This window comes from Staphylococcus ureilyticus, from assembly GCF_025558845.1.
Taxonomy (GTDB): domain Bacteria; phylum Bacillota; class Bacilli; order Staphylococcales; family Staphylococcaceae; genus Staphylococcus; species Staphylococcus ureilyticus.
In genome coordinates this window covers 2,529,583-2,544,682 of sequence record NZ_CP094825.1, presented here as the reverse complement: position 1 = coordinate 2,544,682, position 15,100 = coordinate 2,529,583, and the positions used below count along the sequence as shown (strand labels likewise).

At 33.8% G+C, this 15,100-nt stretch carries 13 protein-coding genes and 1 pseudogene; 6 read left to right on the top strand and 8 right to left on the bottom strand.

Annotated elements, in window-relative coordinates:
• Positions 1–185: 185 nt before the first annotated feature.
• From ahpF to MUA21_RS12455, 7 genes are all read right to left on the bottom strand, one after another.
• A complete protein-coding gene (ahpF, locus tag MUA21_RS12485) occupies positions 186–1,709 on the bottom strand; it encodes an alkyl hydroperoxide reductase subunit F (RefSeq protein ID WP_046207058.1) in 1,524 nt (507 codons plus the stop codon).
• A 16-nt stretch (positions 1,710–1,725) separates the two neighbouring features.
• On the bottom strand, positions 1,726–2,295 hold the full coding sequence (gene ahpC, locus MUA21_RS12480; RefSeq protein ID WP_046207057.1) for an alkyl hydroperoxide reductase subunit C: 570 nt from the start codon (positions 2,293–2,295) through the stop codon (positions 1,726–1,728).
• Positions 2,296–2,657: 362 nt separating this feature from the next.
• Positions 2,658–3,368, bottom strand: a complete 711-nt coding sequence (locus MUA21_RS12475) for an ABC transporter permease subunit (RefSeq protein ID WP_107526127.1) — start codon at positions 3,366–3,368, stop codon at positions 2,658–2,660.
• A gap of 1 nt (position 3,369) precedes the next feature.
• Positions 3,370–4,218, bottom strand: a complete 849-nt coding sequence (locus MUA21_RS12470) for an ABC transporter ATP-binding protein (protein WP_262561442.1) — start codon at positions 4,216–4,218, stop codon at positions 3,370–3,372.
• Positions 4,219–4,317: 99 nt separating this feature from the next.
• Positions 4,318–5,250, bottom strand: coding sequence for a LytTR family transcriptional regulator DNA-binding domain-containing protein (locus tag MUA21_RS12465; RefSeq protein ID WP_204179730.1), 933 nt, complete (start codon positions 5,248–5,250; stop codon positions 4,318–4,320).
• A gap of 189 nt (positions 5,251–5,439) precedes the next feature.
• A complete protein-coding gene (locus MUA21_RS12460) occupies positions 5,440–5,790 on the bottom strand; it encodes a helix-turn-helix domain-containing protein (protein ID WP_046207056.1) in 351 nt (116 codons plus the stop codon).
• Positions 5,791–6,088: 298 nt separating this feature from the next.
• Positions 6,089–8,080, bottom strand: coding sequence for a catalase (locus MUA21_RS12455; RefSeq protein WP_107526124.1), 1,992 nt, complete (start codon positions 8,078–8,080; stop codon positions 6,089–6,091).
• A 397-nt stretch (positions 8,081–8,477) separates the two neighbouring features.
• On the opposite strand from MUA21_RS12455, the gene nfsA reads away from it, so the two are divergent.
• The 6 genes and pseudogenes from nfsA (at position 8,478) to MUA21_RS12425 (ending at position 13,317) form a co-directional block, all read left to right on the top strand.
• Positions 8,478–9,233: an oxygen-insensitive NADPH nitroreductase gene (gene nfsA / locus MUA21_RS12450; RefSeq protein WP_064263553.1), complete on the top strand. Its 756-nt coding sequence runs from the start codon at positions 8,478–8,480 to the stop codon at positions 9,231–9,233.
• Between the two features lie 75 nt (positions 9,234–9,308).
• Positions 9,309–9,875 carry a hypothetical protein gene (locus MUA21_RS12445; RefSeq protein ID WP_107526137.1) on the top strand — a complete coding sequence of 189 codons (567 nt, stop codon included), beginning with the start codon at positions 9,309–9,311 and terminating at the stop codon, positions 9,873–9,875.
• A 544-nt stretch (positions 9,876–10,419) separates the two neighbouring features.
• A complete protein-coding gene (locus MUA21_RS12440) occupies positions 10,420–11,454 on the top strand; it encodes a PTS sugar transporter subunit IIC (RefSeq protein WP_262561440.1) in 1,035 nt (344 codons plus the stop codon).
• Positions 11,455–11,466: 12 nt separating this feature from the next.
• Entirely contained in the window at positions 11,467–12,144 is a 678-nt protein-coding gene (sdaAB, locus tag MUA21_RS12435) for an L-serine ammonia-lyase, iron-sulfur-dependent subunit beta (RefSeq protein WP_262561439.1), read from the top strand.
• Positions 12,145–12,156: 12 nt separating this feature from the next.
• Positions 12,157–13,047: pseudogene (sdaAA, locus tag MUA21_RS12430) on the top strand (L-serine ammonia-lyase, iron-sulfur-dependent, subunit alpha).
• A 90-nt stretch (positions 13,048–13,137) separates the two neighbouring features.
• Positions 13,138–13,317 carry a hypothetical protein gene (locus tag MUA21_RS12425; RefSeq protein WP_071562246.1) on the top strand — a complete coding sequence of 60 codons (180 nt, stop codon included), beginning with the start codon at positions 13,138–13,140 and terminating at the stop codon, positions 13,315–13,317.
• 131 nt (positions 13,318–13,448) lie between these two features.
• Here the strand turns inward: MUA21_RS12425 and MUA21_RS12420 are convergent, their stop codons facing one another.
• Positions 13,449–14,831 carry an L-cystine transporter gene (locus tag MUA21_RS12420; RefSeq protein WP_262561437.1) on the bottom strand — a complete coding sequence of 461 codons (1,383 nt, stop codon included), beginning with the start codon at positions 14,829–14,831 and terminating at the stop codon, positions 13,449–13,451.
• Positions 14,832–15,100: the final 269 nt, after the last annotated feature.

Genomic DNA, 15,100 nt, shown 5'->3' with positions numbered 1-15,100 from the left:
AGCTATTGATTGATATAGATGTCGTAAACTTAAACGCACAATCTTTTGAACAAAGTTTGAAACTTTGAGCGAAAACGTTTCATATTGTGTGACAATATACGACTGCTTTTCCTTAGAAATGAAAACAACAAAAAAGGAGAACCAAATTTGGTTCTCCTTTATCATCTATTTGAATAGGGAAGTGATTAGTGTCGAATGATATAATCAAATGCATTTAATGCAGCATTTGCACCAGCGCCCATTGAAATAATGATTTGTTTATTACGATCGTCTGTAACATCGCCTGCAGCAAATATACCTGGGATGCTTGTAGCGTTTGTACGATCAATGATTATTTCATTTGCTTGGTTTAACTCAACATAGTTATCTAACCATTCTGTATTTGGAAGTAATCCGATTTGTACGAATATACCTTCCAATTCTATAGTGTGGTCTTCACCAGTTGATTTGTCTTGATATTTAAGACCCGTCACTGAAGCTTCACCTAAAACTTCAGTTGTTTGTGCGTTCTTGATAATTGTAACGTTTGGTAAAGAGCTTAAACGTTCTTGTAATACGTCGTCTGCTTTAAGGGTAGCGTTACGCTCAAGTAGTGTAACATGTTCTACAATACCTGCTAAGTCTATTGCAGCTTCTACACCTGAGTTACCGCCACCAACAACAGCAACGTTTTTATTTTCAAATAGAGGTCCGTCACAGTGCGGGCAGAATGCCACCCCTTTATTGATAAGGGCTTCTTCACCAGGTACTTCTAGCTTACGCCAACGTGCACCTGTGGCAATAATCACGGTTTTACTTTGTAATTTAGCGTCATTATCTAAAGTGACAATAATACCATTGTCTGTTTTTTCAATATCACTTGCTCTGACACCTGTCATAGTATCCACATTATATTGCTTTACATGATCTTCAAGTGCAGAGGAGAACTTAGGACCATCCGTTTCTTTAACTGTAATAAAGTTTTCAATTGTTGCAGTATCGTTGACTTGACCACCAATGCGATCTGCAACAATACCAGTGCGTAATCCTTTACGTGCAGTATAGATAGCGGCACTACCACTTGCGGGTCCACCACCAACGATTAACACGTCGTAAGGATCTTTATCATTGAATTCTGAAGGGTCTGCTTTACTACCTAGTTCAGATAATATATCTTGTACAGTCATGCGTCCATTGCCAAACTCTTCACCATCTAAATAGATAGCTGGCACTGCCATAATATCTTCAGATTCCTCTCTGAAAATAGCACCGTCAATCATTGTATGAGTGATATTTGGATTTAATAAACTCATTAAGTTCAATGCTTGAACGACATCCGGGCATTTTTGACACGTTAAACTGATATAAGTTTCAAAATTGAGTGGGCGATCTAAAGCTTTAATTTGATCTATGACAGATTGCTCTTCTTTAGGTGCGCGACCACTGACTTGTAATAAAGCTAATACAAGTGAATTAAATTCGTGACCCATAGGTAAACCAGCAAATGTAATCCCTGTGTCTGCGTCAGGTTTATCTACTGTAAAGCTTGGTGTACGTTTTAGGTCTTTCTCTTCAATTGTGATATGAGATGATGCTGCTGCAACTTCGTCTAGCAACTCTTTTAGTTCTTTCGATTTATCATCTGAACCAAGACTTGCGCGTAGTACAACATCACCCTCCATTAATTGAAGTAATTGTTGTAATTGTGATTTTAGCTGATCATTAAGCATTCAAATCAATGCCTCCTTAGATTTTACCTACTAAGTCAAGACCAGGTTGTAATGTTTCTGAACCTTCTTCCCATTTAGCTGGGCAAACTTCACCTGGGTGTTGACGTACATATTGTGCTGCTTTAATTTTGTGTACTAATGTACTTGCATCACGGCCAATACCGTCCGCATTAATTTCAGCTGCTTGAACAACACCATCAGGATCAACGATAAATGTACCACGTTGAGCTAGGCCAACCTCTTCATCTAATACGTCAAAATTACGAGTGATTGTTTGTGAAGGATCGCCAATCATTGTATATTGAATTTTATTAATTGCTTCAGAATGATCATGCCAAGCTTTGTGTACAAAGTGTGTATCCGTTGAAACTGAATATACGTTTACACCTAATTCTTGTAATTTATCATACTGATTTTGTAAATCTTCTAATTCAGTAGGGCATACGAATGAGAAGTCTGCTGGGTAGAAGCAAACTACACTCCAAGAACCTTTTAAGTTTTCATCAGAAACTTCGAAAAACTCATCTTTCTTTGGATCATAAGCATTAGCTGTAAATGGTAAAATTTCCTTGTTGATTAAAGACATGTAAAACATCCTCCTATTTAATAACTTAGTGTTAATTTAAATATTATTAATCAGATTATTATAATTTCTTAATTATAATAATTCTAATCTTTCAATTACTATTATTGCATGTAGCTATTGTTTCGTCAACATTAGTACCTTTAAAGCACAATAGATTTAAATCGTGCTCGCTATTTGTGTTAGAAGACAATAAAACTAGTTAAGCTACATAAGAAAATGAAAGCATATACATTATTTGTATTTTCTTTCACACTATATAAATAGCCTTCCTATTCTCAACTAAACATAAGAATTGAGAAGGAAGGCATTGAAAGTTTGATATGATAGGCTTATAAAAAATTATCACAAATTTGTGAACTTATTTACCGCTTTTGGAACTTGTAATGATAAGTAAATATTAAAGAAAGTATAGATACAATTAACCAAATTATTAAAAAGAATAAATTAAATGGTTGGTGATTTGTATCTAATTCTAAAATAAGACCGATAGGTAAAATGCTTAATAATTTTTCAAAGAAACCTAAATTTAAAACATCCTTCATAGTTTCAAATAGTGGTGTCATAGCAAATATAAAAAAAGGAATCATTGAATATGTTGTGGCTGTTCCGGTGCTATTAGCTAAAAGGCCTAACGTTAAACCAAGTGTTAGATAAAAAATTAGCAGTATTGCAAACCCGAAATATGTTTGTATCTCAAAATTGATAGCGCTATCTAGAAGCAGTAGACTTATGATAGTTGTGATAATAGCAAGGATTGCCATAATAATAGCTTTTGATAATAATATTTCAAGCTTTGTTGCGGGCGTTTCAATCAATCCTTTTAAAGTACCTTTTTCATTTTCTTCAGCAAACATTGTAATAATCGGTGTAGTTGCAACTGCAACAAATGCCATATTAATTATAATTAATTGCATTAAGGTTATAGCGGAATCATAATCGCTTAATTCTGACATAATAAATCTATAGAAAAAGCTAAGGGCTAGAACGATGATTGGCATAAAAATGATTGATGGATTACGTATAGCTTCTTTGAAATCTTTTTCTAATAATGCAGATAAACGTGTAATATTCATATTATATGAGCTCCTTTCCTGTGACTTTTAAGAATACTTCTCCTAATGTAGGTAAATCTGAAGAAATATATTTTAAATCGTCAGCCTCTAACATGTCTGAAATATATTGTGCTGATTCACTTGTCATTGGCAATATCTTCGAACGATTGTTATTGTGAATGACTTTAATCGTATGCTCTGAGTGCTTGAATCTAAGATTTTCGGGTGAGTCTAGGTCTAGTAGTGTGCCTGATTCAATAAAAGCAACGCGATGACATAGATTATTAGCTTCTTCCATATTATGTGTGGTTAAAAATATAGTGGTACCACGTGAGTTTAAATCTTTGAGTCCTTTATGTATATGTTGAATTGTCGATGGATCTAAGGACGCGGTTGGTTCGTCTAAAAATAGGAGAGCTGGTTCATGAATCAATGCTTTTGCTAATAGAACGCGTTGCTTCATACCTGCGGATAAATATTTGAATATTGTTTTTTTATCGTTTTTAAGTCCTATAAATTGTATGGTTTCATCAACTTTCGATATGGGAATATTGTTGAGTTTAGCAAATAATTTCAAATTATCTTCTATGCTTTGTCGTTCATAGGCAGTGCTATGATCAGATAGAATGCCTATTTTACTCATAAAATTTCGTGATCCGATGCTAGAAGTGCCATAACCAAGTACATTTAGTGTTCCCTGAGACTGACTGTAAGTGCCAGTGAGCATTTTAATAGTAGTGGTTTTACCAGAACCACTTGGCCCTAGGAAACCAAATATTTCACCTTTTTTCACTGAGATATTCATATCTTTCACTGCTATTTTATCATCAAAAGATTTTGTTACATTTTTCATTTCAATAATGTTTTCCATTTGAAAACCTCCTTTTACTATTAGTGTCAGCTTACCGTTTAAAGGCATGTTACACAGTCAAAAGGAGGTGAAACGTAACTATAAATCTGTGAATTGTTATTAATTGATGTTGAAAAATTGTTCAATATCTTTCGCTTTTTGTCGTGATAATGGTATTAATGTATCTTTGGAATGTAGAAGTCGAATTGAATAACTGTTTTTAGACCATGAAATAATTTCGCTAACTTTTTGCAAATTAATTATATAAGAGCGATGGCAGCGATAAAAACCATAAGGGACAATCAGTGTTTCCATATTTTGGAGTGTTGTGTCTTGTTGATACGTTTCATTGCCTACGTGGATGACTACCTTACCGTCTTGGCCTTCTACATAATCTATATCTATTGGGTCTAGAAACATTACTTTCTCATTTGTTTTTACCGTTAGTCTTCTAATTTGTTGGCGATTTAAGTGTGGAATACTTTCTGTGTGTGTTTCAGAATTTTCTGATTGACTTCCAGATATTTCTATTGGTTTAAAAGTATTTTTGTTAAGACGATAGCAATTTTCGCTAATTAAAAGTGCTTCTTCGGTATGGTTTGTTAGCGTAATGATAGAATTGTATTTGCTTAAGTCATCCAGCAAGTTGATAATGATGTGTTTAGTTTCAATTGAGGTGTTTTGTAAAGGTTCTTTAATAATAAACTTTGTTTCCGGCACGATGATTAACTTAGCAATATGTAAAAGTTTGAGTTCAGAATCATTAAGTTTTTTAATACGCTTGTGACTAAAGGGAGTGAGACTTGCTTTATGTAAAACAGTTTCTTTAGTCATATCTGTCTCATACCATTTACACCAAAATTTAATGATTTCATTAACAGTCATACGTTCTGGCAATGAAGCTGTAAGTGTGTATGTTTTAAATTGTTTATTATTTTGGTTTAAATTAATAATGGCATCTTGAAATTCGTTTTCTGTAACGATAGTAGCTAAGCGATAATTAAGCTCCACTTCTTTATTTGATGTTATAAACAATTTCGTATGGTTAACCATTATTAGCACCTCATTTAATATATTTGTGGATATATTATAACAATTTTATAGCATTATGTATCCATTTTGAAAGTAAAAAAACGGAAGAGTGCAGTAAGTCTATCACTTTCTCTTCCGAGTTTATTTAACTTAACTAAAAGTTATTTAACACCCTAGATCATAGTACTCATGAATAATTGATTTTTATAATCAAACAAACGACTGTACCATCCACCAAATAATAAACGCTACAGGGAAGAATAACCACCAAAAGTTAGATAGAAATTCCCAAACATTCATAGGACGATCTTTCTGATTAGAAACTGGTTGTTGATAGGTTTCAATAATTGTCTTTTTTAATGCTTTATCTCCTTTAATGAGTTCATCTAATGAGACGTCGAATAGGTCGCTCATTTTTATTAACATATCAATACTAGGATAGACTTTATTCAGTTCCCATTTTGAAATACTTTGACGTGAAATATTTAATATTTCAGCAAGTTCGTCTTGCGACCAATTTTTGAGTTCGCGTTGTTCTTTGATACGTGGTCCAATTTCCATAGTTATCACTCCTTTTATTTGAAATTAACGGTATCACCATGTAATGTCACGCACTTAATCGTTTCCTCGTGTGCAACTCGAGGTTGCAAACACCTATTTGAAGGTGTTTTTGAAATAAATATAGCATGAAATCAGATCGATTTGATGTAAATTGAATCTTTAAATGTTTAGTAAGTATTTACCCATATTCACATAAAAAAGACGAGATAGAAATTAAATTACAATGAAAATTTCTATCTCGTCTGCTTGTATCATTAAATATATCGTTGTAGGGATATATTATTTTAATTTTATATGCTTATCTGTCCCAATATCTTGCGCGTTCAAATGCTTGAATAATCGTTTGAGCATCATCTGAAATATATACACCGGGTGCGTTCAAGTCTAGTTTTGCATTTGATAATTTTTCTGATGCGGCTTGATTAACAACTAGCGGTTTGTTGTGTTTGTATGTGAGTTCTGCAAATGCCTCTGCATCCGGTGATAATTCTGTACCATCTGAAATTACAAACACACTATCAAATAAGGTAGGGTGTGCAGTATCATACGTTTCAGTTATGCCGAAATCTTTAGTGATATCTTTAGGTTGTTTGCCTACAAAAGCATAGTTGAGTTTGTTGTCGGCAAATGTTTTGGCATATGATTTTAATGTTTCCTCATTTATCTCACCGTTCACAAGTACTGCTACAGAATGTCCAGGTAATGGTATATCGAATTTTTCCATTGTTAACTTACTATCTTTGGCATCAGTTTGTACTTCTTCATTTTCTTCTGGAACTTCAACGCCTACGTTTGCTGCGACGCGTTCTGTCAATGCGCGATCAACTTTGTTTAGTTGATTCACTGCATTTTGTTTAACTATAGCTGATTTACATTTACCAATTTCAAATGAAAATCCATCTACGGTATGGTTGAATTCAGGCTTTGTTAAACTATTCAAATAAAGTTTAGCTTGGCTGTAATAATCTTTAAAGCTTTCACTACGTTTTTGTATTTTACGTCCTTCAACTTTTTCTTGATAATGTTCGTAGCCGCCTTCTTCTTTAGGTGTTGTGTGGGGATCGTTGTTGTTTAATGCATTGTTGTGATATGCCGTTTGTCCTTTATGGACATTCATTTGATGCATAGCATCTCTTTGGTTATTGTGTACTTCATTAACTGGTCGATTAATTGGTATTTGATTAAAGTTTGGTCCACCTAATCTTGATATTTGAGTATCCGTATATGAGAATAAACGTCCTTGTAATAGAGGATCGTTAGAGAAATCAATGCCAGGCACGATATGACCAGGATGGAACGCTGCTTGTTCCGTTTCATCAAAAACATTAGATACATTTTGATTTAACGTCATTTTACCAACAATTTCAACTGGAACTTCATCTTCTGGCCATATTTTTGTTGGATCTAAAATATCAAAATCAAAATCAAATTCTTGTTCTGGTCGAATCACTTGAAGGCCTAATTCCCACTCAGGGTAGTCTCCTTTTTCAATTGCTTCATATAAATCTTTGCGATGGAAGTCAATATCTTTACCGGATAAGATTTGTGCCTCATCCCATACCAATGATTCTAAACCGTGAACTGGCTTCCAATGAAATTTTACGAAATAGGATTGACCCTCACGATTAACCAAGCGGAAGGTATGGATGCCGAATCCTTCAATCTGTCTAAAGTTTTTAGGGATACCTCTGTCACTCATAGCCCAAACCGTTGTGTGCGTTGATTCTGGGTTTTGTGCGAAAAAGTCCCAGAATGTATCGTGAGCAGTCCCACCTTGAGGCATTTCATTGTGTGGTTCAGGTTTAACAGCGTGAATTAAATCTGGAAATTTAATAGCGTCCTGTATAAAGAAAACAGGTATATCGTTACCTACTAAATCAAAAATACCTTCATCTGTATAGAATTTTGTAGCAAAACCACGCACGTCTCTTACTGTATCTGGAGAACCTTTTGATCCTTGGACAGTTGAAAATCTGACAAACACTGGGGTAGTCTTTTCAGGATGTGTTAAAAAGTCTGCAGAAGTGTATTCAGATAAATCTTTGTAAACTTGAAATTCACCGTGAGCGCCAAAACCGCGAGCATGTACGATTCTTTCAGGAATTCGCTCGTGGTCAAAGTGCATAATTTTCTCTCTAAAATGGAAATCTTCTAATAAACTAGGACCACGTTCACCAACGGTTAATGTGTTTTCATCTTCACTTACTTTAACGCCATTATTCGTCGTCATTGCTTTATCGTCATTGTTTTTTTCTACATTTTTTAATTGTTCCTGTTTTTTGTTACTCAAATGAATTACCCCCTTGTTATTATTATTCCACATTTATGTTTTGGAAAACATTTCAATTTTGAATTAATTTTGAATATTATTATTTTTAAAACAGGAGATATTACAAAAGGAAAATATACTTGTGGTTATATAGCAATATATGAAAAAATTTAAGAAGTATTTTTGTGTCCATTTCTGACATATATAATGTGCCAAGATGATTTATTAAATTGAAGCACACAAGCATCACATTCGTGTTTTATTTTGTTTATATATTTTAGGAATATTCAACATTTAAATAGGATGATAACATTTAATAAGAGTGAAAAAAGGGTAAACAAATAACAAGCAATTCACTGTAAGCTTTGTTAACATTTAAATACTATAGACACATACACAAAAGAGGAGCGGATAATACATGTCCGATTATGTATACAACTTATTGAAAAAACACCATTCAGTCAGAAACTTTAAGCAAGAGCCTATTCCAGAGGAGCATATTAAAAAATTAATTGAAGCGGGTCAAAGCGCTTCAACGTCAAGCTATTTACAGGCTTATTCAATTATTGGTATAGATGATCCTGAAGTTAAAGAAGACTTGAAAGAAGTGTCAGGTCAACCTTATGTAGTAGAAAACGGTTATTTATTTGTCTTTGTTATGGATTATTACAGACATGCAATCGTTAATGAAAATACTAAAAAAGATATGGCAACATCATTTGAATCAGCAGAAGGTTTGTTGGTCGGTACGATAGATGCGACATTAGTTGCACAAAATATTGCTGCTGCAGCTGAGGACATGGGTTATGGCATGGTTTATTTAGGCTCATTGAGAAACGATGTTGAACGTGTGCGTGAAATTTTAGACTTACCTAAGCATACTTTCCCATTATTTGGTATGGCATTAGGCTTACCAGCAGATGACGAAAATGGAGATCCTAAACCACGTTTACCACTTGAAAATATCTTCCATCACAATAAATATGACAGTGATAAAGAAACGCAACGTAAAACATTAGCAGATTACGATGAAACTGTAAGTAAATATTATGAATCCCGTACAAGTGGCGAACGTACTGAAACGTGGTCAGAACAAATTTCTAATTTTATGAGTGCTAAGCAGAGACTAGATATGTTAGAACAATTGAATAAATCAGGTTTTATTAAAAAATAATTCACTGACAACTTCTGCTGCGTGTCGTTTATGATGGAAAGGTCATATCATAGAAAGGGGTTGGTTATGTTGAGCATGTTTGACAAATTTTTTGGTAAGAAAACGCATGGAAATCATAAAGCTAAAGAGCAATATATTTATACTTCTAGCAGTAAACTAACCCCTCAAGAAGCTCAAGCCTATTGGGTGAAATTGGCCCAAAAGTTAGTTGTTGGAGCAATTAATTCCGTTGATCACACAGCAGAACGTATATTTATTCTTATTTCATTTAACGAAAACGATTCTACGATAGATATATTCTTTCAAATGGATGGCCAGTTAAGAATGTGGAATGATTTAGATAATCAAACCCATAAAAGAACCATATCAAATAGTTTAATTTCACAAGCACCTAATCTCGTGAAGCATGTGAACTGCTTATATGATAGTGTTAATTTAACTCGGCTCGCATATTCACAGATTCAATATGAATTTGAAAGTAAGGCGTGGTATTTACATGATATTAGCGAAGATAGTGCTGAAGCGCATTTAGACAAAAATCCTGCATTTTTAAAATGGTTTGATGATGTTTCGAATACAATTGATAACATTCCGTTAGATAGTAAACAAAAAATTACTTGGGGTCCATTTAAACCAAGATAATAAATATTTAAAAGTGAGGATCAATTTTCTGTTAACAAAATAGAAGCAAAGACAGTCAGTGTTAAGGAAAACAATCAAAATGAAAAATTTAAAATTAAATCGACTGTTTCATTAAATTTATGTCCATATGTTAAGTACTTGTAAAATAAATACTTTGGTCTAAAAAAGAACCGTCAATTTCTATTGCAATAATAATAGAAATTGACGGTTTTTGTTTTATGTCATTTAGGAGTTCGTTACACAATGATAGTGCTTAGTTACGATATTAGTACCAATTCAGTCATTTGTTCAAATTATTGCAGCTATTGAACGGTTATTTTAGTGAAAACTTATTATCTTTCTCAAATTCATTAACTTAATATAACAAACAATATAACAAATAAATTATTATATTATATAAAATTCATTATTTTGTGAATTTATTCACAAATATTTCATAAAAGTCTGTTTTTTGCCATTGTAAGTGTTTTCACAAAGTTTTATGATGTGGTTGGAAATAAAAAAATGATAGATATCAATGAAAAATAGAAAGAGGTTTGAGGAAATGGATATTATTTTAGGTGTAGGAACGCTACTCATTGTATTGTTAGCTATGACGTTATTTTTAAATTTTGCACCTTATGGTAAGAAAGGGCTACAAGCATTGTCGGGTGCTGCCTGTGCAACATTCTTACCACAAGCATTTTTAAGTTATGCCATTGGTGGCGTCTTTGACATTAAGTTTTTGCAGGAAATTGGTGACTTAGCCGGTAGTTTAAGTGGTGTAGCAGTCGGTTTTCTTACTTGTTTAAAATTAGGTGTCTCGCCAGTTTTTGCTGTAATCGTTGGTTTAGTACTTCACGATTTTAAATTATTACCCGCTTTTTTAGCTGCTTATTTGGTTTCATTTGCTATTAAATTTTTAGAAAAAAAAGTCCCAGAGGGCTTAGATTTAATAACTGTAATTTTATTTGCTCCTGCTGTTTCTTTCCTTCTTGCAAGTATTATGAGCCCAGGTGTTATCGCTTTATTAAAACAAATTGGTAGTGCCGTGACAGCTGTTGGTGACAACAATCCTTATGTATTAGCAATTATTTTAGGTCTTATTATTCCTGTTACAGGTATGACACCACTTAGTTCCATGGTATTAACAAGCTTATTAGGACTAACTGGTTTGCCTATGGCGATTGGTGCACTGACATGTACAGGTAGCTCATTTGTCAATTTCATTATGTTTAAACAATTAAAAATAGGTAACGCTTCCAAAGCTTTCGCTGTTGCAGTTGAACCATTAACCCAAATAGATATTATTGCGAAGTATCCTTTGCAACTCTATGGTACCAATGCACTTATTGGTGTTGTAAACGCATGTATCGTCACATTTAGTGGATTAGTAATCAATGTGACAGGTATGGCGACGCCAATTGCCGGTGCTATTGTATTGTTTGGATTTAATGACCCGATTAAATCTGTGATTACGATTATTACGGTATCAATTACTAGTATTTTATTAAGTCTAGTTATAGGAAAAATGATTAATAAATTTAATATGACTAGCTTGAATTTCAATCTACCTAAAATGAAAAAACAGACCAATTAAGGAGAGAGAAGAATGGCAAGAAAACAAGATTATCAAAGTGCTTTTGATGTTATTGGTCCTATTATGATGGGCCCATCTAGTTCTCACACTGCAGGTGCAGTGAAAATAGGCAATGCTGCGCGAACAGTATTACAGTCTGAACCTCAAAAGATTGTGATTCATTATTATGAATCATTTGCCTCCACGCACAAGGGTCACGGAACAGATTTAGCAATTATTGGTGGGTCAATGGGTTTCAGCACATTTGATGAGCGAATTAAAGACGCTATCACATTTGCGGAAGCACAAAATATTGATATAGAAATTATAGAAGAAACAAGTGCTAGCTTGGGTGAACATCCGAACTGTGCATTAATTAAATTAGATGGTAATGGAAGACGTGTAGAAATTAATGGTATTTCAATTGGTGGAGGTACAATTAAAATTAAAAGTATCCACGTGGATGGGCTTTGTATCCTCATGCATCATGCATTGCCTATTTTGGTTGTAGATGGAGAAGCTAATATTTCTTTAATTAACCATTTGATTAATGACTTGATTGAGTATGAAGTAGATATTAATGAAGAAATTAAAACAATTAATAATGACAAATGTTTATTGGCATTACATTTAAATAAAGCTTTAGATGTAGATAGTTTAAGTAAATTACGTGAGAAATATAAAGAATTAAATTTTTCATATATTTGTTAGAGGAGTGGCAATATGTATCATTCAATGCGAGAAATTATAGATTATGCAGTGGCACAGAACACAACATTTGCTGAAATGATGATTCATGAGGAGATGGAATTAAAAGGGATTTCAAGGGATGAAGTTCGTGCATTAATGAAATAAAATCTTGATGTTATGAGAGAAGCGTTAGAAAAAGGACTTTCTGGAGATGGTGTAAAAAGTGTGACAGGTTATACTGGACATGATGCAGTGAAACTAGATCGATATAATGAAGATTACAATGCTTTATCTGGACATGATATGGTAGAAGCTTTAAAAGGTGCAATATCGACAAATGAAGTGAATGCTGCGATGGGTATCATTTGTGCAACACCAACTGCTGGTTCATCAGGTACAATACCAGGCATATTATTCAAGTTAGAAAAAACACACGGTTTAACAGAAGCGCAGATGATTGATTTTTTATTTGCTGCAGCACTATGTGGCAAAATTATCGCAAACAATGCAAGTGTGGCAGGTGCTATTGGTGGATGTCAGGCAGAGGTGGGATCAGCCTCAGCAATTGCAGCAGCTGCAGCAGTTGAGATATTTGGTGGAACACCTGAAGAAAGTGGTCATGCGATGGCATTAGCTATCAGTAATTTATTAGGGTTAGTTTGTGACCCTGTGGCAGGGTTAGTTGAAATACCTTGTGTTATGCGTAATGCTATTGGTTCAGGCAATGGGTTAATCTCAGCTGATTTAGCGTTAGCTGGAATAAAAAGTAGAATTCCAGTAGACGAAGTGATAGAGGCGATGGATAGAGTAGGACGTAACTTGCCGGCATCGTTGAGAGAAACTGGACTGGGAGGTCTAGCTGGAACGCCAACTGGAGAAGCAATAAAGAAAAAAATATTTGGACAAACAAGTGTTGAATCTTAAAAAGTAAAGATATATCCATTGAAGGTATTGAAAAATTAAATTGAAAAAATACATGTTTCCCACTAAACTAAATTAAAAGAGGTGGGAGACATGTTACTGAAGTTAGGGATTATTTTTATTGTGTTTGTTATAAATAGTATCGTGACGTATTACTTAACTACGAACGGTACATGGGTCAACCTATTGTTGAAATCATTATCGCTAAGTTTGATTATTGTCTTTATTTATAATTACGTAAAACTGATGATAACAATAAAACGACAAAAATAGTAATATGATTAAAATTGAATTGATAATATAGTAAAAGTATAGAAATGAAAAGAGGTTGGAACGACTAGCGTTCCAACCTTTAATTATATTTATAAAAAATATCTGAAGTTCATAGTGAGTGGTGTCTTTTATTATGAACTTGTGATTTCCCCGTATTCTTTCGAATGATAAGTGTCAGTATCTAAGTTGTTTGTCAATTTAGCTGTACCTGTACCAGCAAGCATAGAGTCGTTAACGTTTAATGCAGTACGACCCATATCGATAAGTGGTTCTACTGAAATCAGTACACCCGCCAATGCAACAGGTAAATTTAATGTAGATAATACAATGATAGACGCGAATGTTGCGCCACCACCGACACCTGCTACACCAAATGAACTAATCACAACAATGCCTATGACAGATAAGATAAATTGTAAATTAACTTCGACACCAGCTGCCGGTGCTACCATGATTGCTAACATTGCTGGATAAATGCCGGCACAGCCGTTTTGACCAATAGAAAGACCAAATGAAGCTGAGAAGTTTGCAATACCATCTGGCACACCTAAACGATTTTTTTGAGTTTGAACATTGAGTGGTAAAGCACCAGCACTTGAACGAGAAGTAAATGCAAATAGCAATACTTCAGATGTTTTCTTAACAAATGTAACAGGGTTCAGTCCCATACCAGTTACAATGAGTAAGTGAATGATATACATTACAATTAATGCCGCGTAAGATGCGATTACAAATTTTCCTAATGTCCATATTGCACCAAAATCACTTGTAGCGATTGTATTCGCCATGATAGCTAAAATACCGTATGGAGTTAGACGTAATACAAACGTTACAATTGCCATTACGATATTATAAACGGCATCAATTCCACGTTTAAGTAAGTGACCACTTTCAGGTTGTTTACGCATTACACGTAAGAAGGCAAAGCCAACAAACGCAGCGAAGATCACTACAGCGATCGTTGATGTTGTACGCTGACCAGTGAAATCTAAGAATGGGTTACTTGGTAATAATTCTAAGATTTGTTGTGGTAGCGTGTTAGCTGTCATATCCTTAGCTTGACTTGCGATTTCACTACCTCTTGAGCTTTCGGCACTACCTAAATCAATCGTAGATGCGTCTAAGCCAAAGACAAGTGCTGAGATAATACCGATAATTGCCGCAATTGCTACAGTCCCAATTAAGAAAATGAAGATATAGATGCCAATTTTAGCAAATTTTTCTCCAATATTAATTTTAGTAAATGCGGAAACGATTGAAATAAATATTAAAGGTATAACAATCATTTGTAAGAATGAAATATAGCCATCTCCAACTATACTAAACCAATCTGTGGTTTGTTTAGTGACCTTTGAATCCACACCGTAAATTAAATGAATAGCAATCCCAAAGACAATCCCGATGCCTAAAGCTGTAAAGACACGTTTAGGAAACGAAACATGTCTTCTTGCCATTACATATAATACGATAAGGAAGGCCGCAAAAATAATGATGTTTAAAATTGTTAATAACATAAAAACAAGACCTACACTTTCTTTTATTTAATTTATTTTGTTAAATCCGATACGCATACTAAGGATAGTAGCAAAACGAATAATATTCAAGTCAATTACTCAAAAAAATTATAAAATTTATATGACTTTATTTTTGAAGCAGAATCGGAAGGGCTATAAATCTAGGCAGAATATGGTGTCAAGGCGTTTGTGGCTAAATTAGATAGAAATTCAATCAGGATGAAATTAAGGAAAATTTTTGATTTAGAAACTAAATAATCCATTAAAAG

Coding starts and splice junctions, on each gene's coding strand:
- ahpF (WP_046207058.1), bottom strand. CDS start 1,709: ATGCTTAATGATCAGCTAAAATCACAATTACAACAATTACTTCAATTA.
- ahpC (WP_046207057.1), bottom strand. CDS start 2,295: ATGTCTTTAATCAACAAGGAAATTTTACCATTTACAGCTAATGCTTAT.
- MUA21_RS12475 (WP_107526127.1), bottom strand. CDS start 3,368: ATGAATATTACACGTTTATCTGCATTATTAGAAAAAGATTTCAAAGAA.
- MUA21_RS12470 (WP_262561442.1), bottom strand. CDS start 4,218: ATGGAAAACATTATTGAAATGAAAAATGTAACAAAATCTTTTGATGAT.
- MUA21_RS12465 (WP_204179730.1), bottom strand. CDS start 5,250: ATGGTTAACCATACGAAATTGTTTATAACATCAAATAAAGAAGTGGAG.
- MUA21_RS12460 (WP_046207056.1), bottom strand. CDS start 5,790: ATGGAAATTGGACCACGTATCAAAGAACAACGCGAACTCAAAAATTGG.
- nfsA (WP_064263553.1), top strand. CDS start 8,478: ATGTCCGATTATGTATACAACTTATTGAAAAAACACCATTCAGTCAGA.
- MUA21_RS12445 (WP_107526137.1), top strand. CDS start 9,309: ATGTTTGACAAATTTTTTGGTAAGAAAACGCATGGAAATCATAAAGCT.
- MUA21_RS12440 (WP_262561440.1), top strand. CDS start 10,420: ATGGATATTATTTTAGGTGTAGGAACGCTACTCATTGTATTGTTAGCT.
- sdaAB (WP_262561439.1), top strand. CDS start 11,467: ATGGCAAGAAAACAAGATTATCAAAGTGCTTTTGATGTTATTGGTCCT.
- MUA21_RS12425 (WP_071562246.1), top strand. CDS start 13,138: ATGTTACTGAAGTTAGGGATTATTTTTATTGTGTTTGTTATAAATAGT.
- MUA21_RS12420 (WP_262561437.1), bottom strand. CDS start 14,831: ATGTTATTAACAATTTTAAACATCATTATTTTTGCGGCCTTCCTTATC.